The sequence below is a fragment of the Streptomyces sp. NPDC060205 genome (assembly GCF_042728395.1).
Lineage (GTDB): Bacteria > Actinomycetota > Actinomycetes > Streptomycetales > Streptomycetaceae > Streptomyces.
In genome coordinates this window covers 1-19,472 of record NZ_JBHWZP010000177.1, presented here as the reverse complement: position 1 = coordinate 19,472, position 19,472 = coordinate 1, and the positions used below count along the sequence as shown (strand labels likewise).

At 72.2% G+C, this 19,472-nt stretch carries 10 protein-coding genes and 1 rRNA gene; 6 read left to right on the top strand and 5 right to left on the bottom strand.

The window, feature by feature from the left end; genetic code table 11:
* Positions 1-152 precede the first annotated feature (152 nt).
* Together lhgO and ACFWGJ_RS27245 are read right to left on the bottom strand one after the other, a co-directional pair.
* Complete coding sequence (gene lhgO / locus ACFWGJ_RS27250; protein ID WP_387329511.1) at positions 153-1,367, bottom strand: L-2-hydroxyglutarate oxidase; 1,215 nt, start codon at positions 1,365-1,367, stop codon at positions 153-155.
* 486 nt (positions 1,368-1,853) lie between these two features.
* Positions 1,854-3,278, bottom strand: a complete 1,425-nt coding sequence (locus tag ACFWGJ_RS27245; protein WP_107020588.1) for an MFS transporter — start codon at positions 3,276-3,278, stop codon at positions 1,854-1,856.
* Positions 3,279-4,052: 774 nt separating this feature from the next.
* On the opposite strand from ACFWGJ_RS27245, the gene ACFWGJ_RS27240 reads away from it, so the two are divergent.
* Both ACFWGJ_RS27240 and ACFWGJ_RS27235 read left to right on the top strand, forming a co-directional pair.
* Positions 4,053-6,146, top strand: a complete 2,094-nt coding sequence (locus ACFWGJ_RS27240) for an asparagine synthase-related protein (RefSeq protein WP_387329508.1) — start codon at positions 4,053-4,055, stop codon at positions 6,144-6,146.
* Positions 6,147-6,589: 443 nt separating this feature from the next.
* On the top strand, positions 6,590-10,096 hold the full coding sequence (locus ACFWGJ_RS27235; protein ID WP_387329505.1) for a BTAD domain-containing putative transcriptional regulator: 3,507 nt from the start codon (positions 6,590-6,592) through the stop codon (positions 10,094-10,096).
* On the opposite strand, the gene ACFWGJ_RS27230 is transcribed toward ACFWGJ_RS27235, so the two are convergent.
* Both ACFWGJ_RS27230 and ACFWGJ_RS27225 read right to left on the bottom strand, forming a co-directional pair.
* A complete protein-coding gene (locus ACFWGJ_RS27230; RefSeq protein ID WP_387329502.1) occupies positions 10,076-11,932 on the bottom strand; it encodes a sigma-70 family RNA polymerase sigma factor in 1,857 nt (618 codons plus the stop codon). The two genes, ACFWGJ_RS27235 and ACFWGJ_RS27230, sit on opposite strands and share 21 nt — an antisense overlap.
* Positions 11,933-12,345: 413 nt before the next feature.
* Positions 12,346-13,161, bottom strand: a complete 816-nt coding sequence (locus tag ACFWGJ_RS27225; RefSeq protein ID WP_387329499.1) for a TetR/AcrR family transcriptional regulator — start codon at positions 13,159-13,161, stop codon at positions 12,346-12,348.
* A 378-nt stretch (positions 13,162-13,539) separates the two neighbouring features.
* Here ACFWGJ_RS27225 and ACFWGJ_RS27220 point away from each other — a divergent pair, with 378 nt between their 5' ends.
* A complete protein-coding gene (locus tag ACFWGJ_RS27220; protein WP_387329496.1) occupies positions 13,540-14,907 on the top strand; it encodes an NAD(P)/FAD-dependent oxidoreductase in 1,368 nt (455 codons plus the stop codon).
* A 127-nt stretch (positions 14,908-15,034) separates the two neighbouring features.
* Entirely contained in the window at positions 15,035-16,693 is a 1,659-nt protein-coding gene (locus tag ACFWGJ_RS27215; protein WP_387329493.1) for a SpoIIE family protein phosphatase, read from the top strand.
* 31 nt (positions 16,694-16,724) lie between these two features.
* Here ACFWGJ_RS27215 and ACFWGJ_RS27210 read toward each other — a convergent pair whose 3' ends face one another.
* The gene (locus tag ACFWGJ_RS27210) at positions 16,725-17,996 is read right to left on the bottom strand and encodes an MFS transporter (protein ID WP_387329514.1); all 1,272 of its coding nucleotides are present in this window, start codon (positions 17,994-17,996) and stop codon (positions 16,725-16,727) included.
* Between the two features lie 147 nt (positions 17,997-18,143).
* Between ACFWGJ_RS27210 and ACFWGJ_RS27205 the strand changes: the two genes are divergently transcribed.
* The gene (locus tag ACFWGJ_RS27205; RefSeq protein ID WP_387329490.1) at positions 18,144-18,692 is read left to right on the top strand and encodes a MarR family winged helix-turn-helix transcriptional regulator; all 549 of its coding nucleotides are present in this window, start codon (positions 18,144-18,146) and stop codon (positions 18,690-18,692) included.
* Positions 18,693-19,384: 692 nt separating this feature from the next.
* Positions 19,385-19,472 (top strand): 16S ribosomal RNA (locus tag ACFWGJ_RS27200); the annotation flags it as partial.

Sequence of the window (19,472 nt, the reverse complement as noted above, 5' to 3'; positions counted from 1 at the left end):
CGCCGCCCCGGCCAGCAGGACACCCCGCTCGGCGGCCCCGAGGCGTAGCCCTTCCGAACAAGGCCTGCCCTGTCAGCAGAGTTCCGTATGCCCGGGGGCGGCGGACTACGGCGTACCGGCACGGCCCCTCGCGTGCTCGTGCGCTCCCACGGTCAGGCGGCTGTCGCCAGGGACTTGAGGGCTCGCTGGGCCACCTCGCGGCCGATGGGGAGGGAGGCCGTGGCCGCGGGGGAGGGAGCGTTGAGTACGTGGACCGTGCGGGGGCCCTCCTGGATCAGGAAGTCGTCGACCAGGGTGCCGTCGCGCAGGACCGCCTGGGCGCGGACGCCTGCGGGGGTCGGGATCAGGTCGTCCGAGGTGATGGCCGGGAGCAGGCGGCGGACCGCGCGGGTGAAGGCGGCCTTCGAGATCGAGCGGTGCAGTTCTCCGGTGCCGTAGCGCCAGTGGCGGCGGGCTATCTGCCACGAGCCGGGCCAGGTGAGGGTCGCGCCCAGTTCGCGGGGGCGGACCGTTCGCCAGTCGTAGCCCTCGCGGGCCAGGGCCGGGACCGCGTTCGGGCCGACGTGGACGCTGCCGTCGATGCCGCGCGTGAGGTGGACCCCGAGGAAGGGGAACGCGGGGTCGGGGACGGGGTAGACGAGGCCGCGGACCAGGTCGGGGCGGGCGAGCGTGTAGTACTCGCCGCGGAAGGGGACGATCCGCATGTTCGGTTCGTCGCCGGTGAGGCGGGCGATCTCGTCGCAGTGGAGGCCGGCGCAGTTCACCAGGACGCGGGCGCGGACGACCGTGCCGTCGTCCGTGCGGACGGCCACGCCGAGGTCGGGGCGGCGGTCGATGTACGCGGCCTTCGTGCCGTACCTGATCAGGGCGCCGGAGGCGTTCGCCAGGTGCCGGGCCACGGCGGCGTAGTCGCACACCCCGGTGGTGGCGACGTGGATCGCGGCGAGGCCCCGTACCTCGGGTTCGTACTCCTCGATCTGGGGGGCGCCCAGTTCCCGGACCGGAATGCCGTTCTCCCGGCCTCGCTGGACGAGGGCGTGCAGGCGGGGCAGTTCGTCGCGCTCGGTGGCGACGATCAGCTTGCCGGTCACCGCGTGGGCGATGCCGTACTCGGCGCAGAACTTGACCATCTCGGCCGCGCCCCGTGCCGCGAACTGTGCCTTCAGGGAACCCGGGCGGTAGTAGATCCCGCTGTGGATGACTCCGCTGTTGCGTCCCGTCTGGTGTCGGGCCGGGCCGGGCTCCTTCTCCAGCACGGTCACGCGCGTGCCCGGGGCGGCACGCGTGATCGCGTACGCCGCCGACAGGCCGACGATCCCGCCGCCGATCACCAGCACGTCACAGTCGTAAGCGATCTCCCGCACCATCTGCCCGCCCACCCTCCCCCTCCGACTCCACCACCTCCGATAGTGCACTGCGCCACTGCCACCCCCCTCAAACCAACATTCCAGCCGAACCAAACCAAACACCGACCCGATCAGACATGGGGGGGGGAGGGAGAGGGGGCACGACCGGGTGCCGGGTGCCGCGTGCCGGTTCGGGCCGGGGGCGCCCCGTCAGGGGCGCGAGGAACTGCGCGACCAGCCACAGCGAACCCGCAGACGCGGCTTTTAGGGGCGCGGGGAACTGCGCGACCAGCCACGACGGACCCGCAGCGGCAAGACGCCCCAGCCGGGCAGACGCGCTTCTCAGGGGCGCGGGGAACTGCGCGATCAGCCACGGCGGGCCTGCGGCGGCAAAAGGCCCCCAGCCGGGCAGACGCGGCTTTTAGGGGCGCGGGGAACTGCGCGACCAGCCACAGCGGACCCGCACCCCCACAAACCCCCTCAGCCTCGCAGGAAGCTGCAAACGACCTAGGCCGGGGCCATCAGCAACGGCCGAGCCCGCTCGCGCAGTTCGACGACCCGCGGCTCATCCCCGTACGGCTCCAGTCGATGGAGTAGATCCTTCACGTACTCCGTCGTGCGGGCGGATGAAATGCGCCCGGCAACCTCCACCGCCCGCACCCCCTGCTCGCACGCCGCGTCCAGATTGCCCGATTCGAGCTCGGCGACCGCGGACACCACGAGCCGCAGCCCGTGCGAGCGTACGAACTCCTCCGTCGGCTTCGACAGGGCCTGCTCCGTGAAGCGGCGGACCTGGCGCGGAGCCTTCAGATCGCGGTAGCACTCCGCCGCGTCGGCCGCGAAACGGTCGTACGAGTAGAAGCCGAGCCAGGACGGATCCTGGTCGCCGTCCCGGGCGCGCTCCAGCCAGCCCTCGGCCGCCTTGAGGGCGCCGCCGGCCGCGTGGGCGTCACCCGCGCGCGCGTGGGCGCGTGCCTCGACCAGGCGGAAGAAGCTCATCGTGCGGGCGGTGGCCAGTCCCCGGTTGCGTTCGAGGGCGGCCTGCGCGAGGTCCACGCCCTCGTCGCCGAAGCCGCGGTAGGTCGCCTGGAGGGACATGGAGGCCAGTACGTAACCGCCGAGCGGGACGTCGGCCGCCGCGCGGGCCAGGCGCAGGGCCTGGATGTAGTAGCGCTGTGCCGCCTCCTGCTGGCCCGTGTCGAAGGCCATCCAGCCCGCGAGCCGGGTGAGTTCGGCGCTCGCTCCGAAGAGGGAGCGGCCCACCTCGTCGGAGTACGAGCCCAGGAGCAGCGGTGCCGCCTCGACCCGTAAGCATTCGGGCACCATGGACGAACGCCAGTCGCCGCCGCCGTACTTCGAGTCCCAGCGCCGGGCGTCCTCGGCGGCCTCGCGCAGCTTCAGTACGTCGCTGTGGCCGACTTTCAGTGGCGCCGCGGAGCCCTCCAGCGGGCCGGCGTCCCGTGCCACCGAGGTGTCGGCCGGGGTTATCAGCCATCGGGAGGCGGGAGTCGCGTACGCGCTCACCGCGAACGATCCGGCGAGCGACTGCCAGATGCCGCCGGAGCCGGCCCGGCGTCCGGCGAGGTCGAGGCGGTACAGATCCGTCGCCGACCGCACGGCCTGTCCTACGTCGCGGGGGAAGGCGAGGCCCACCTCCGGTGCGGGATCCGCGTCCGCCAGGCCGATCTCGTGGAGCGGCACGGGGCGGCCGAGTTTCTGGCCGATGGCGGCGGCGATGAGGTGCGGCGCGGCACCTTGCGGCACCATGCCTTTCGACACCCAGCGCGCCACCGACGTCTTGTCGTAGCGAAGAGTCAACCCGCGTTGAGCGCCAAGATCGTTGACGCGACGCGCGAGTCCTGCGTTGCTGATTCCCGCGAGGGCGAGAACGGTGCCGAGTTTTTCGTTCGGCCCGCGTTGCTCCCTGGACATGCGCCACCCCTCGACACAGACGGCTGCCGCGCGGGTTCAGCCACGCGGCATTCGTGCTGTGTCTTCCCGGGCTGTCAACCCCTGGAACCCCACCCGCAAAAGCACGTGGCCGAGCCCTCAGGAATATGCCTCCCGCGAAAACACAGGCAAACACAGGGTAGTTCGCCGCATCCCAAGCGTTAAGGGGCATTGTTCCGGATGGCGGGATTGTGGTCCGCGGGTCAGCACGGAGCGTCGTGTCGTGCTCCCGCTGTGTGGCAGTGCGCCCGTCCGTGCGCTCTTCTCCGGCCAACGGGGGAGCGCTTCGATGGATGGTGCGTGGGTCGGCCCGCTGTACTGGATCCAGTGGGCTGGGGGACACCGCCGTCTACATCCCCGCGGGCGGCGGACCGGTCCGGGAGGCGGAGTCCGCCTCCCGGACTGTGCGTTGCGCACAGCCTGTACGGAGCGTGTGCAAGCCTGTCTGTCCATCCCCGATTTGGCTGAATATCGCCCCTGCCCTCCGGAGCCAAAAACCGCGTCTACCACGGTACTTGAGGGCGCGTTCGAAGTTTTTGGGGAGTGTTTCGGGGGCGCATTCACGTCGTAGCCGACGAGTCAATTCTTCGCGATCGCCTTTCTCCGCGCGTGAGTTCACCGCCGAGGGGGCATCTCCCAGGGGCGCACTCCGGGGAGCGCGAGCGGCCCCGTCGGCTCTCCGGCGCGCTTTCTTCGTGGCAGCATGGTGACCGGTCCGTGCGGTGCACTGGTTGTCCACAGCCTGTGGAGGCGGCGATGCGATGGTTGGTGGGATGGAGCAGCACCGCCGCTCGTGCGCCTGAGTTCGGGTCGGCGGGCGCGACCGGCGGCGACGGCGAGACGGTGCATCCGGTCGGGTCCCAGCTGCTGTGGGGCGACCCCGATCCGCTCTGGGCGGTCGGCGACTGGCGCCCCGACGAGGTGCGGGTCGTCAGGGCCGACGACCAGAACCGCATGGCGGTGCTCGGTACGTGCGGCGCCTCGGACGAGGAACTGCGCCTGGGCCTGATCGCCGCGCGCGGCGGGGCACTTCGGCATCTGACGGCCTGGTCGGGCAGTTACACGGCCGTCGTCCAGGTGGGCCGGCGGGTCATGGTCTGCGGCGATCTGGCAGGCGTCAGGCCGGTGTTCTACACACCGTGGGCCAGCGGTACGGCCTACGCGACCGCCGCCCTGCCCCTCGCCGACCTCATCGAGGCCAACCTCGACTTCGGGCACCTGGCGGCCCTGCTCGCGGCTCCCGACGTACCGGCCGCCCTCCAGGACTCGACCCCCTACGAGGGCGTGCGGCGCATTCCGCCCGGGCACGCGCTGATCCTGCGCGCCGGGGCGCGCGAGATCGCCGGGTACGAGCCGGTGGCCTCGCTCGCCGTGGCGGCCCCGACCGCCGACGCCGACAGCGCGGTGGACGGCGTCCGGGACGCCCTCGTGGAGGCCGTACGGGCCCGGCTCGCCGCCCCCAGACACGTACCGGGAGCCGACATAGACCCCGGGCCGGTACCCGGCATGGGGCCCGCCGAGAGACGTGCGGCGCGCGGCATGCCGGTGCCGGGCATCGGGGCCGACCTCTCCGGAGGACCCGCCTCCGGCACGCTCGCCCTCCTGGCCGCCGGTCTGCCCGGCGCCCCCGGCACCGTCCTCGGGCATGGCACGGGCGCCGGTGAACGCCTCCTGGCGGTCACTTTCAACGACATGGTGGTGAAGGGCCGCGAGGCCGAACTGGAACGGGCCGGCACGCTCGCCGCCAACCCGCGACTGCACCACGTGGTGGTCGCCGGCGGCGAGGAAGTCCTCCCCTACGCCGACTTGGAGGGCCCGCTCACCGACGAACCGGGCCCGTCCCTGGTGACGGCCGCCCGCCATCGCGCCCGCCTGGCCTCCGGCAGCGCGGACCACTTCACCGGGTACGGCGCCAGACAGGTCCTGGACGCCCACCCGGCGCGCCTCGCCGACCTGCTCATGGACCGCAAACGACGCCACCTGGTGCGTCCGGTCGCGGCCCTGACGAAGGCGGACGGTTCCGTCATGGTCCCCGCGCGCGTGTACGGCGCCGCCCGCAAACTGTCCCGCACGTCCTACCTGGTGGGCATAGAGGGGCTGGCCGACCGGCTGCTGCACAAGCGGTTCGAGGAGCCGGCGGGTGCGGTGGGGGCGTCCCTCGCCGCGCTCACCTGGGCCAGGCCGGGCCCCGCCGCGCGGTGGCTGACCGGTGAGGCCCTCGCTGAAGTATCGGTTCGCCTGACGGGTGCGACGACCCGCGCGGGCATCGGCCCCGGGCAGCGGCCGGGCGATTTCCGGGCCCGCTCCGCGCTCACCCGGCATGCCGGGGACCTGCGCATCCTGGAGCAGGCCGCCGAGGTCCGCTTCCAGCGCCTGCACGCCCCCTTCCTCGACAACCAGGTCGTACGCGCCTGCCGCGCCCTCCCCGAAGCCCTGCGCGTCCAGCCGGGCGCACGGGCCGCGATCCTCCGTACGGTCCTGGAGGGCGCCGGGGTCGCGGACCTGCCGCCCGGCTGGGGCGCCCCCTCCCACGCGTCGTCGAACGCCGCCTCGCGTACGGGGCTGCGGGTCGCCGTGGACGAACTGGTGGCCCTCTTCGACACGCCTCTCCTCGCCCAGGCGGGCCTGGTCGAGGCCCGCGTCGTCCGCAAGGCCCTCCGGGCGGCGGCCGACGGCGAACCCCTCCCCCTGGAAGGCCTCGCGGACCTGGTCTCCCTGGAACTGTGGCTCCGCCGCCTGCTGGACCGCCGCGGCACGTGCTGGACGGGCACCCCGGCCCGCCAGCGGGCGGTCCCGGAGGGGATCCGTCCGCAACGGGGGGCGCTGGGGGCGGGGGCGGGTAGGGGGTAGGCGGCAGCCGGCAGGGCTTCGTCCGCGGATCCGGTGGGGGCGGGCCCAAAGGATTGCGCAGTTCCCCGCGCCCCTGGAGGTGGGGGTGTGCCCCGACTTTCGCCTGTCGGCCTGCTTTGGGGGCGGGTAGGGGGTTTGTCTGCGGGTCCGGTGGGGGCGGGTCCTAAGGATTGCGCAGTTCCCCGCGCCCCTGGGAGTGGGGCTGCGCCCCGACTTCCATGCGCCGGCCGGGGGTTCGTCTGCGGGTTCGGTGGGGGCGGGGCCTGAGGACTGCGTAGTTCCCCGCGCCCCTTTGTATTTCAGCCTGTCCGGCGTTTGAGGACGAGCGCGTAGCGCGATTTCGGGGGGTAGGGGGCGGAGCCCCCATGCAGTGACGGGGAGGGTAGGGGCGGCGGGGGCGAAAAAAGTCCGGGCACCCCCACCGAACCCGCGACAATGACCCCGTGCGGTACAAGATTCTGGGCGCCACCCAGGCCACGGACGACCAGGGCAACCCCCTCCCCCTGAACGGCCCCCGCCTACGCGCCCTCCTCACGGCCCTGGCCCGCAGAACCCCCCACCCCGTACCAACGGAAACCCTCATCGACGAGGTCTGGCCGCACAACCCCCCGACCGCCGCCCCCGCCGCCCTCCAGGCCCTCGTGGCCCGCCTCCGCAAAGCCCTCGGCAAGGAAGAGATCACCTCGGAACCGGGCGGCTACCGCCTCACAGCCACCCCCGAGGACGTGGACCTGTTCGTCTTCGAGCGCCTGGTCACAGAGGGCAGAGCCCTCCTGGACACGGACACGGGGACGGGGCCAGGCACGGGCACGGGCACGGAAACCGCCGCCCGACTCCTCCGCGAGGCCCTGGCCCTGTGGCGCGGCCCGGCCCTGGCCGACCTCCCCGACCGCACCACCGCGGCGACCCGCCCGGAATCCCTCCGCCAGGAGGCGACCCGCGCGCGCGTGGAGGCGGATCTGCGCAACGGCCGCGCCCACGAGGCCGTACCGGAGCTGCGGGCCCTCACCGAGGCCCACCCGTACGACGAACCGCTGCACGCCCTCCTCGTACGGGCCCTGCGGGACACGGGCCGCCCGGCGGACGCGCTGACGGCGTACGAACGCGCCCGCCGGGCCCTCGCAGATGGCCTGGGCACGGACCCGAGCCCCGAACTGCGCGCCCTGCACGCGCAACTGCTGACCCCGCCGCATACGGCCCCCGCCCCCGCCGCCACCCCCGAACACCCCGAACACTTCGAACACCGCGAACCCACCGGCAACATCCGCCCCCGCCTCAACTCCTTCGTCGGCCGGGAACCCGAACTCGAATCGATTCGTTCGGAATTGCGCAGGGCCCGTCTCGTCACCCTCACCGGACCGGGCGGCTCCGGAAAGACCCGTCTCGCCGAGGAGGCCGCCGCCGGGCACCCGCAGGCCTGGCTGGCCGAGCTCGCCCCGCTCGACCGGCCGGAAGCGGTGCCGGGTGCGGTCGTCAGCGCCCTCGGCCTGCGGGAGACCGCGCTGATGACCCATGAGAGGGCGGGCCAGCAGCACGACCCGGTCGCCCTGCTCGTCGAGCACTGCGCCCCGCGCAGCCAACTCCTCGTCCTCGACAACTGCGAGCACGTCGTCGACGCGGCGGCCGAGCTGGCCGAGACGCTCCTGACCCACTGCCCCGGACTCACGATCCTCGCCACCAGCCGTGAACCGCTGGGCGTGCCCGGTGAGTCCGTGCGCCCGGTCGAGCCCCTCCTGCCCGAGCCGGCACACCGCCTCTTCCGGGAGCGTGCGGCGGCGGCCCACCCCGACGGCGACGTCACCGACGACGACGCCGTGGACGAGATCTGCCGCCGTCTCGACGGTCTGCCGCTGGCCATCGAACTGGCCGCGGCCCGGCTGCGGATGCTCGCCCCGCGCCAGATCGCCGACCGCCTCGACGACCGCTTCCGGCTCCTGACCTCGGGCAGCCGTACGGTCCTGCCCCGCCAGCAGACCCTGCGTGCGGTCGTCGACTGGTCCTGGGACCTGCTCGACGAGCCCGAGCGGACCGTCCTGCGCGAGGTGTCCGTGTTCGCGGGCGGCTGGGACCTGGAGGCCGCGGAGGCCGTGTGCAGCGGGCCCGTGGCCGAGCTGATCGGGGCGCTCGTCGACAAGTCCCTGATCGTCGCGGCGCCCGGCCGGCAGGGCAGCGGCGACATGCGCTACCGCATGCTGGAGACGATCCACGAGTACGCGGTCGAGCGCGTCGCCGAGACCCCCGGGCTGCGTGCCGCCGCCGAGCGCCGGCACCGCGCGTGGGCCCGTGCGCTGGTCGAGCAGGCGGACCCCCTCCTGCGGTCCGCCGACCAGCTCCGCTGGATCGACCGCCTGGAGAACGACCTCGACAACATCCGCGCGGCCCTGCACCGCAGCGTCCTGGCCGCGGACGAGCCGGAGGCGGCGGCGCTGGTCCTGTCCATGGGCTGGTTCTGGTGGCTGCGCAACTTCCGCCGGGAGGGCGCGACCTGGACCAACCGCGTCCTGCTCCTGGGAGTGGCACTCGACGCGGCGGCGACGACGGACCCTCCGGCGACGGCTGCGCCCGGGGCGGCTCCGGTGGCGACGCATGCGCCGGGGACGGCTGCGCCCGGGAGAGCTCCGGCGGCGGATCCGCTGGAGACGGATCCGCCCCGCCTCCACACCGCCGCCCTCGCCGGGGTTCAGCTGGACACGATCGATCCGCTGGCGATCTGTCTCGACACGAGGGACCCTCTGAGAGCAGGTCTCGGCATCGGCATCGACCCCGTCGGTGCCTTCCTCGCCGATCCCGACGGCGAGAGCGGGCACCCCCTGCACAGGGTCCGTATCAAGCTGCGGGTGCTCCAGATCTTCCTGGCCTCCGAACTCGGGAAGGTGCCGCTGACGGAGGAGCGGACCGTGGAGTACGTCGCACGGCTGCGGAGCACGCTGGCGCGCGGCGGCCCGGACGCGGCGAGCTTCCCCGGCATCCTCTGGCCGCTGATCGGGTTCCTGATCGGCAACACCGACGGCGCACGCGAGACGATGCGGGCCTCGCTCGCCAACTGTCGGGCGTACGGCGGTGAATGGGAGGTCGGTGTCGCCCTGCTGTTCTCCGTGCACGTGGCGGTCGACATGCCCGGCGGCATGGAGTACGTCGACACGTACATCGAGGAGCTGCGGACCGTCTCCCTGCGCGTCGGTGACCGCTGGATGCGGGCCCAGGTGTGCGGCGCGGGCGGCGAGGCGGCCATGGCGCGCAGCCGGTTCGAGGAGGCGAAGGAAGAGTTCCGGGAGGCGCTGCGGCTCGCCCACGAGGTGAGGGCGTACGCGGAGAAGCCGTTCCTCATCGCCCGGCTCGGCGAGATCGCCTACCGCGAGGGCGACCGGGCGGCGGCGCTCAGCGCCCTGGACGAGGCGACGGCCGCCGCCGACCGGTACGCGGTGCCGGACTCACGCGCGTTCGTCCTGCTCGTACGGGCCCAGATGGCCGTCGACGACCGGGAGTTCGGCCGGGCGCGCGAACTCTGCGAGGCGGCCCGTCAGGAGACGACCCGGGGTACCCCGCCTCCCCAGTTCCTCGCCGCGCTGAACGGCATCGACGGGCTTCTCACCGCGGTCGAGTCGGGTCCCGGCCAGGGCCTGCTCCGGCTGGCCGACGCCCTGCGGGAGGCCATGGAGGGGAGATGCGCGGAGGTGGTCCTCGCCACCCTGGCCGAACAGGCGGCGGGAATGCTGTCCGGCATCGGCGAGCACGCGCGCGTGGTGCGCGTGCTCACGGCCGCCTCCCGCTGGCGGGAGGGCCACCCGCGCCCGCGGCCCCAGCGGGCGGAGCTCGAACGCGTCGAGGCCGTGGCCCTGGCCGAACTCGGCCGCCGGGCCTACGACACCGAGCGCGCCGCCGGTGCCGCGCTCACCCGGGACGGCGTCCTGAAGGAACTGACCGGGGCGTCACCGGCACCGGAAGCGTGAGTCGGCCCAGTCCGCCAGTGCCGCCGTGCCGAGGCCGGAGTGCGGCTCGACGACCAGGCGGATCGTTTGCCTGCCCGTCAAGTCGGTGTGCACGGGCACCGCGGCCTGCCCTCCCCGGATCACCCCCGACTGCCACCTCCGCACACCGTCCGCGAACACGGAGAACCGCACCTGACCGAGGCCCATCGTCAGATCGTCCACGCCCACCATCGCGTCGTACGAGGTGCACGAGCGGTTGAGATCGATGGTGACCGACGACGCGCCGTGCACGGTGACACCGTTCGTGTACCGCTTGCCGGCGACGGACATGCCGTACCGCTGCCAGACCCAGCTGCTCTCGCCGAGCCGCATCTCGGGCTCGGTGCCGTCCCCGGTGATGCCGTACTCCAGCTGGTTCCACCGGAAGTCCTGGGGGGCCGGTGGCGGCGCAGGGGGAGCGGGGGGCGGAGTGGGCTTCGGTGTGGGTGTCGGAGTGGGCGTCGGCTTCGGTTTCGGCTTGGGGGTGGGTTCGGGCGCCGGCGTACGAGTCGGTGTCGGAGCAGGTCTGGGCTTCGGCGCCGCCGCGGCCTCCACGGGCGCGGGCTGGGCCTTCGGCGGTTCCGAGGGCCGGGAGGGTGACGGCGAGGGTGACGGCACCTTCGGCTCCACGACCGGGTCGGGCGGACGCGGGCCGGCCTCGTCCTTCTTCACCGCCGTGTCGTCGCCCGCGAGCGCGAACACCACCGTGGCGACGGCCGCCGCGACGACTCCCGCGACGATCCCGGCCTTCGCGGGCGCCCCGAGCCCCTCCGCCGCGGCCCCGCCGGCCCCCGCGCCGCCCGAGCCGCCACCGGCCGCGGACGCGGCGCCCGCGGCCCCGGCCGCACCCACGCCGGTCCCGCCCGCGATGAGGGCGGCGGCCTTCGCGTACCCGGCGGCACCGAACCAGCCGATGACCGCGACCGGTACGACCGCCGGAATCCCGTTCGCGACGTCCTTGATCTGGCCGGCGGCGAGCCGGCACTTGGCGCACTCCTCCAGGTGTTTGCGCAGCCCGCGCTCGGCGCGCGTGCGCAGCCCGCCGCGTGCGTACGCGCCGAGCCGGTCGGCGTAGCGCGCGCACTCCTCGTCCGCGGTGAGCGTGGCGCTCACATGGGCCTGCAGATAGGCCTGCTTGAGGCCTTCGCGGGCCCGGCTGGCCAGTACGCGCGTGCCGTTGGCGTCGAGCCCGAAGAGAGTGGCGACCTCGCTGGGCGACTCGTCCTCGACCTCGGTGTGCCACAGCACGGCCTGCCAGCGCTCCGGCAGCGACCGGAACGCCTGCATGGCCATGGACTGCTCGGCCTCGTGCATGGCCCGCACGTCCGCGCCCAGTTCCTCGGCGGCGGTGTCGTCCGACAGCTCGGAGCCGCGCGCGGCCTGCGCCGCGAACACGGCGAAGTCGTCGACCAGCTGCTCCCGCCGCGCCGACCTGGTCCAGCCCGCGGCAACGCGTCGTACGGTCGTCAGCAGATAGGCACGTACGGAGTGCTCGGGTCCGCTGCCGCCGCGGACGGCCTGGAGCATACGGGCGAAGACCTCGGCGGTGAGGTCGTCCGCGGTGTGGGCGTCGCGGCAGCAGGTGCGCGCGTACCGGCGGACGGCGTCCGCGTGCCGCCGGTACAGCTCCTCGTAGGCGGTGTCGTCGCCCGACCGCATCCACCCGATCAACTCGGCGTCGGCGGGCGGGAGTTCGACGGGCTCGACCGGGGGCGGCAGCACTCCGCCGCCATCCTGTCCACGCCCCTCGCGCTGCGGCGGAACAACGGCTTCCGGTACGGCGCTGTCGAGCGGCTCATCCTGACCGTCAACGCTCATCGCGGAAAGCCCCCGCCTGCACACTCGAACCCGAACACCGGGAAAGACTGCCACAGGCCCCCACCGCGGTTACCCCCAGGAACGCAGCAACCACTCATCCGAATGGATCACCCGAACGGAGCTTGACGCCCGCAACAAACCGCGCTCACTCCCCGCACCGCCAGGGCACGGGGAACGACGCGCTCAGCCCGAACGAACCCGCACCCCCTCAGGGGCGCGGGGAACGGCGCGAGCAACCCCCACGCTCCCGCACCCGACGAAGCCCCCGCACCCACCCAGGGGCGCGGGGAACTGCGCACCCAGCCCCCGCCCCCACGAACCCGCACCAGACGAGCGCCACCCCCCGCCGGAGGCGACCCGCACCCGACGAACGTCACCCCCGCCGGAGGCGACCCGCACCAGACGAGCGTCACCTACGCCGGACGAGACCGAAGCCCCTCCAGCAGGATGTCCAACAGCCGCGCAGACGCCGCAGCCTGCTGCGCAGCATCCGGCAGCGAAGGAGCCGCCGTGGCTATCACAAGCAGCACATCGGACACCGTCACATCCGCCCGCAGCTCACCCGCCCCACGCGCCCGCTCCACGAGCCGCCCCACGACCTCAAGCAGCTGCGCCGCCCCGGCGTCGTCCTCGTCCGGCTGCTCCCCGAGGGAAGCCGGCCGCTGCTCCACGAGCCGCAGATCGGGCCCGCCGGGCCCACCGGGCTGGGACCGCTGCTGCGGCACCCGCGCCCCGTCACGCACCGGGGCCCCGTCGAGCACCGAGGTCCCGTCCAGGACCGAACCGTCCTCGACGACGCCCACCCGCAGCACCTGCGGCGGCAGCAGCCGCCCGGCGCCCGAGGCCACCGACGTCCGCAGGAAGCGCGAAAGCGCCGACCACGGCTCGTCCTCCTGCCCGAGCGCGGAACGCGCCTGGTCGGTCAGCCGGGAGGTCTCCTCCTCGGCGATCCGCCGGACCAGGACGTCCTTGCTCGGAAAGCGTCGGTACACCGTGCCGACACCGACCCGCGCGCGCCGTGCCACGTCCTCCATGGGAGCGCCGTACCCCAGCTCCCCGAAGACCTCGCGCGCCGCGCGCAGTACGTGCTCCAGGTTGCGCTGTGCGTCCACCCGCAGCGGCGTGGTGCGCGATACGTCCCCCGCGCGTCCGTTCCCCGCCGCCGCCCCGGTCGCGCCGCCCGTTGGAAGAGCGGACGCGGATGTCCAATGAGTGTCCTGAATATGCATGTGTGTTCCCCCGGTAATGACGTCTCCCCCCGGAGACTCTCCCCGCCATCGACAGACCGGAGTCAGCGGAACAACCTTCGCCGTAGGCCCCGCCGTACGGACCCGTCGAGCGCATCCCCCTACACCCCGATGACAGACGAACATAGTTGAGGCGGAGTCAATTCAGAAGGGGGAGGTTCCGCACGGAGCGCCCCCCGATCGGAGTACGGGCCGGTTACGTCCCGGTTGCGCCCCCTAATGCCACCCCGCTCACACCTGCTGACCTGCGAACCTTTCCCGCGCTCCACCGAAACGGCCCGCTCCGCGCGTCTTCGGCGCCCGGTCACACAAATTGACGGGCCTGTGGACAAACGCCCGTAGCCGGTGCGTCATGGGTGAGTGAAGGAACGTGCGCGCATTCTCGTTGTCGGCGGCGGCTACGTCGGGATGTACACCGCCCTGCGTCTCCAGCGGAAGCTCAAACAGGAGCTGAAACGGGGGGACGTGGAGATCACCGTGGTCACCCCCGACCCGTACATGACCTATCAGCCCTTCCTGCCGGAGGCGGCCGCGGGCTCGATCTCACCGCGCCACGTCGTCGTACCCCTGCGCCGTGTCCTGGACCGGTGCCGCGTCGTCATCGGCGAGGCCACGTCGATCGACCACGCCAAGCGCACCGCGACCGTCGCGACCCTCGCCACCGAGGAGGAGGGCACGGGCCCCGACCAGCTCTCGTACGACGAACTGGTGCTGGCCCCCGGCTCCGTGTCGCGCACCCTGCCGATCCCCGGTCTCGCAGAGTTCGCCATCGGCTTCAAGACCGTCGAGGAGGCCATCGGGCTGCGCAACCACGTCATCGAGCAGATGGACATCGCCTCCTCCACCCGTGACCCCGCGATCCGCGACGCCGCCCTGACCTTCGTCTTCGTAGGAGGCGGTTACGCCGGAGTGGAGGCGCTCGGCGAGCTGGAGGACATGGCCCGGTACGCCTCCCGCTACTACCACAACGTCAAGCCCGACGACATGAAGTGGATCCTCGTCGAGGCCTCGGACCGCATCCTCCCCGAGGTCGGCGAGGAGATGGGCAAGTACACCGTCACCCAGCTGCGCCGCCGCAACATCGACGTACGCCTGCAGACGCGGCTCGACTCGTGCACCGACCGCGTCGCCGTCCTCAGCGACGGTGCCCGCTTCCCGACCCGCACCGTCGTGTGGACGGCGGGCGTGAAGCCCCATCCGATCCTCGCGGCGACCGACCTGCCGCTGAACGAACGCGGCCGGCTGCGGTGCACCGCCGAGCTGACCGTGGACGGCGCCACGCACGCGTGGGCCGCGGGCGACGCCGCCGCGGTGCCCGACGTGACCGCGTCCGGACCCGGCACGGAGACGGCCCCCAACGCCCAGCACGCGGTCCGCCAGGCCAAGGTCCTCGGCGACAACATCGCCCGCTCCCTGCGCGGCGAGCCGCTGGAGACGTACTCCCACAAGTACGTGGGTTCGGTCGCCTCCCTGGGGCTGCACAAGGGGGTCGCGCACGTCTACGGGCGCAAGCTGAAGGGATACCCTGCCTGGTTCATGCACCGCGTCTACCACCTGAGCCGGGTGCCCACCTTCAACCGAAAAGCCCGCGTGCTCGCCGAATGGACCCTGTCGGGCCTCTTCAAGAGGGAGATCGTCTCTCTCGGTTCGCTCGAACATCCCCGCGCGGAGTTCGAACTCGCGGCCGGTGGAAAGCCTCCTCAGGACCACCCGAAGGGGTCGTCCTGACCGGAGTCAGGAACTCCTCCCGCGGGACCGGCGTCTGACGGATGTCGGTCCCGTCGGACACACTGGTCCATCACGACCATGGGCGGGCCGACCGCTCGCCCTTCGATCCCACGAGGCCTGTCCCACAGTGAACTTCACGCGCTGGAGCGCCCGACTCCCCGGAACGCAGCGCCGCGCGGCGGCGCGGGCCGACGGACTGCCCACGGCACTCCCCTCGGAGAGCTCCGTGCCCGCGGCACGGGCCGAGCGGCCGACCGCCGAGGGGACCTCGGTCGCGCTCGCCCCCGCCGTGGACGAGCTGCCGGTCCGTGAGGTCCTGGACCGCATCCCGGCCCTCGTCGCCCTCGTCCACGGCCCCGAGCACCGCCTCGCGTACGTGAACGACGCCTATGTGACGGCCTTCGGAGTCCGCCCGCCCGGCGAACCGGCGCGCGAGGCGCTGCCCGAGCTGGCCGAGATCGGCCTCCTGCCGCTCCTGGACCAGGTCCTGCGCAGCTCCAAGCCGCGCACGGTCAAGTCGCGCAAGGTTCCCGGCGGCCGCTCGTACACGTTCACGTGCACCCCCGTCGAGGTCTCGGCGACCCCCGAAGGGGGCGGCGTACTGATCTTCGCGGCGGATGTCACCGACCACGCCGAGGCCGCCGAGCGGCTGCGGGCCAGCGAGCGCCGGCAGCGCGAGACCGCTGTCACCCTCCAGCGCTCCCTGCTCCCCCAGGAGCTGGAGGAGCCGGACGACCTGCGCGTCGCCGCGACCTACCACCCGGGCGGCACGGAGGCCGCGGTCGGCGGCGACTGGTACGACGTGATCACCCTCGGCGGCGGACGCACAGCCCTCGTCATCGGCGACGTCATGGGCCGCGGCATCCGCGCGGCGGCCGTCATGGGCCAGCTCCGCACGGCGGTCCGCGCGTACGCCCGCCTGGACCTGCCCCCGCACGAGGTGCTCCAGCTCCTCGACGGCCTCGCCATGGAGATCGACGCCAACCAGATCGCCACCTGCGTGTACGCGGTCCACGACCCGAACGAGGGACGGCTGGTGTACGCGTCCGCCGGCCACCTCCCGATCCTCGTACGCGACGAGAGCGGCACCGTCCACCGCGCCGACGAACCCACCGGACCCCCGCTCGGCACGGGCGGCTGGATGCACGCGTCCGGCTCGGTGCCCCTGGGCCCCGGCTCCACGGCTGTCCTCTACACGGACGGCCTGGTCGAGCGCCGGGACGCCGACCTCGACGAGGGAATCGCCTCCCTGGAGGGCGCACTCGCCGGCGCCACGGGCACCCCCCAGGTGGTCTGCGACCGCCTGGTCCGCTCGATGGGCGTCACGGCCGAGCACGACGACGACGTCGCCGTCCTGGTCCTCCAGCACCCGGCGCGTACGGGCCCCGACGGCGACCTCTTCCGCAACGCGGCCCTGGAGCTGCTCGGCGGCACGGAAGCGGCCCCACGCGCGCGTGCCTTCGCCTCCGGCGTCCTCACCAGCTGGCGCTTCGCACCCGACCTGCACGACCTCGGGGTGCTCGCCGCCAGCGAACTCGTCGCGAACTCCCTCCAGCACGGCACCCCGCCGATGCGTCTGAGACTCCGCCGCACCGACCGCCGGCTGATCGTGGAGGTCACCGACGGCGACGACCACCTGCCGCGCCGCCGCCGTGCCGAACCTGCCGACGAGTCCGGGCGCGGCATCGCGATCGTCGCCACCATCGCCTCGAACTGGGGGTCCCGCCGCGCCCCGGGCGGCGGCAAGGCGGTGTGGTGCGAGTTCGCACTGCCCCGCACCACCTGACCCGGAAGCTCCTCGTCCGAGGGGACCTTGCTCAGGCCGCGGTCTGCACCGACTCCGTGGAGGCCCCGCCCCGCACCACGACCCGGCTCCTCGCGAGCGAGGGCTGGTTCTGCACAGGAGTGAGCTGCCGTCCCAGCCGCACCGCCAGAACCGTGATCCCCAGCGAGAACAGCAGGAACGTCACGATGTACGGAGCGTGCAGCGAGGCACCCATCGGGCCGCCCACCGCCGGACCGACCGCGAGGGCCAGCTGCTTCACCAGGGCGAAGGCCGAGTTGTACTGACCGGCAAGACCGCTCGGCGCCAGATCCGCGACCAGCGGAGCCACGGTCGGCGACAGCATCGCCTCCCCGAGCCCGAACAGCGCGTACGTCGACACGAACGCGGCCGTCGCCATGGTCTGGCTGGCGTGCCCGAGCCCCGCGTACCCGGCGATGACCCAGGCGAGAGCCCAGATCAGACCCACCGCGGCGATCACCCGGGACCGCTTGCGCCGCTCGACGAACTTCAGCACGGCGAACTGCGCGACGACGATCATCGCCGTGTTCGCGGCGAGAGCCGTCCCGAGCGCGGAGGTGGAGATACCGGCCGCCTCGACGCCGTACGCGCTCAGCCCCGACTCGAACTGCCCGTAGCAGGCGAAGAACAGCACGAAGCCCACCACGCACAGCTGCACCATGGCCCGGTTGCCGAGCAGCTGCTTCCAGCTGCCCCTGGCCTGCCCCGGCGCATCCGCGACCTGGGGCGCCCGCGGCATCCGTACCGTCGCCATGACCACCACGAGCAGCAGGAACATCGCCGCCTCGATCGCGAACAGCAGCGTGAACGAGCTCGCCCGAGAGGCGTCGACGAGGTGACCGCCGATGAGGCCGCCGACCCCGAGGCCGAGGTTCTGCAGGAAGAACTGGGTGGCGAAGGCCCGCGAACGGGTCTCGGTGGTCGAGACGTCGACGATCATCGTCGCCAGCGCGGGCTGCATCACGGCCTGCCCGGCACCGAGCGCGGCGGCCGACATCAGTACGGTCGTGGAGCTGCTCGCCAGTCCCAGGCTCAGCGAGCCGACGGCGGCGGTGACCAGGGCGAGGAGCAGTACGGGCATCGGCCCCCGCCGGACGATGGCCCGCCCGGCGAAGGGCAGCACCACGAGCGCGGCCACGGCGAAGACGGCGAGCACGAGACCTGCCGTCATGGCACCGAGATCCCGCACCTGCGCCACATAGACGTACAGATACGGGACGGTAAAGCCGAAGCCGAACGCGCTGAGTGCGTTGCCCACATGGATCCGGCGCATCTCCGCGCCCATCGCCCTGGTCACTTTCACCTGCCTTGATCAAGAAGTCTTACGCCTGCCTCAGGAGTTAGGAGTGAAGACTTCGAAGCTAAAGTTAGGATCTAAACAATACACACCGAAGGACTTCAACGCCAAGCGGGTGCGTGCCATACTGCGGCCATGGGTGACACCCCCGCCGCGAACGAGCCGACGCTGGACGAGCAGATCGCCGCCTACCAGCGCGAGTTCCAGGACCTCGACCCCCAGGTCGAGAAGATCGTCTCGGCCCTCGGCCGCCTCAACCGCCGGATGAACGTCGCGTACGGCCGTCAGACCGCCGCTCTCGGCATCAGCAATGCCGAGTGGGAGGTCCTCAAGGCGCTCGTCCTGTCGGGAGCGCCCTACTGCCTGGGGCCCAGCGACCTGGCGAAGCGGCTCGGCCTCACGCCCGCGGCCATGACCCACCGGATCGACCGGATGGTGGGGGAAGGTCTCGTCACCAGGGAACGCGACGAGTCCAACCGGGTCCGCGTGATCGTGGAGCTCACGAACGAGGGCCGCGACAAGTGGCTTGAGGCCATGCGTCTCGCCACCGTCTTCGAGGAGGACCTGCTCCAGGACCTCTCTCAGTCGGAGCGGGGCGCTCTGGAAGACGTGCTGACCAGGCTGCTGCGGCGCGTGGAGGATGCGCAGCCGGACGCCGGCGGCCGACTCACCGACCTCGACTGAGGCCCGCACAGGCCGAGTTGGGGGTTTGCCGGGCGGCCACCCGGGGGAGACTTGACACTCCCCTCGCGGATCCGTAAGGTTCTTCGAGTTGCCACGGAGCCGTAACGGTTCTGCGACAGCACCTCCGCCGCAGATGCGGCACACCAAACCACCAGCTCGATCTCCCACCGGGGTTAAATTCGGCGTGCCCGAATTGATTTCGATTTGGGGTCGGCGGCTCCGATTAGGAACTGCCGACGGGATCCGCTAAAGTTTTGGACGTCGGAACGGCCCAACAGCCGCAAAGACAAACCCGGTTGACTGGGAGTCAGGGCCGAAAGGATCTGATAGAGTCAACATCGCCGGAAAGGGAAACGCGAAAGTGAAAACCTGGAAAGCACCGAGGAAATCGGAACCGGAAACGGTCTGATAGAGTCGGAAACGCAAGACCGAAGGGAAGCGCCCGGAGGAAAGCCCGAGAGGGTGAGTACAAAGGAAGCGTCCGTTCCTTGAGAACTCAACAGCGTGCCAAAAATCAACGCCAGATATGTTGATACCCCGTCCATCACCGCATGGTGGTGGGTGGAGGTTCCTTTGAAAAAGTCCTGCCGGGCGCAAGCACGGTAGGCGCATCAGCGAGGACGCTGTGAACCGTCCGGATTATTCCTCCGGCGGTTCCGCTCTCATGATGTGAACCGGATTACCGGTAAACATTCACGGAGAGTTTGATCCTGGCTCAGGACGAACGCTGGCGGCGTGCTTAACACATGCAAGTCGAACGATGAACCACTTCGGTGGGGA

Bases quoted from the DNA above. Each gene is read 5' to 3' on its own strand.
- lhgO (WP_387329511.1), bottom strand. From the start codon at position 1,367: ATGGTGCGGGAGATCGCTTACGACTGTGACGTGCTGGTGATCGGCGGC.
- ACFWGJ_RS27245 (WP_107020588.1), bottom strand. From the start codon at position 3,278: ATGTCCAGGGAGCAACGCGGGCCGAACGAAAAACTCGGCACCGTTCTC.
- ACFWGJ_RS27240 (WP_387329508.1), top strand. From the start codon at position 4,053: ATGCGATGGTTGGTGGGATGGAGCAGCACCGCCGCTCGTGCGCCTGAG.
- ACFWGJ_RS27230 (WP_387329502.1), bottom strand. From the start codon at position 11,932: ATGAGCGTTGACGGTCAGGATGAGCCGCTCGACAGCGCCGTACCGGAA.
- ACFWGJ_RS27225 (WP_387329499.1), bottom strand. From the start codon at position 13,161: ATGCATATTCAGGACACTCATTGGACATCCGCGTCCGCTCTTCCAACG.
- ACFWGJ_RS27210 (WP_387329514.1), bottom strand. From the start codon at position 17,996: ATGGGCGCGGAGATGCGCCGGATCCATGTGGGCAACGCACTCAGCGCG.
- ACFWGJ_RS27205 (WP_387329490.1), top strand. From the start codon at position 18,144: ATGGGTGACACCCCCGCCGCGAACGAGCCGACGCTGGACGAGCAGATC.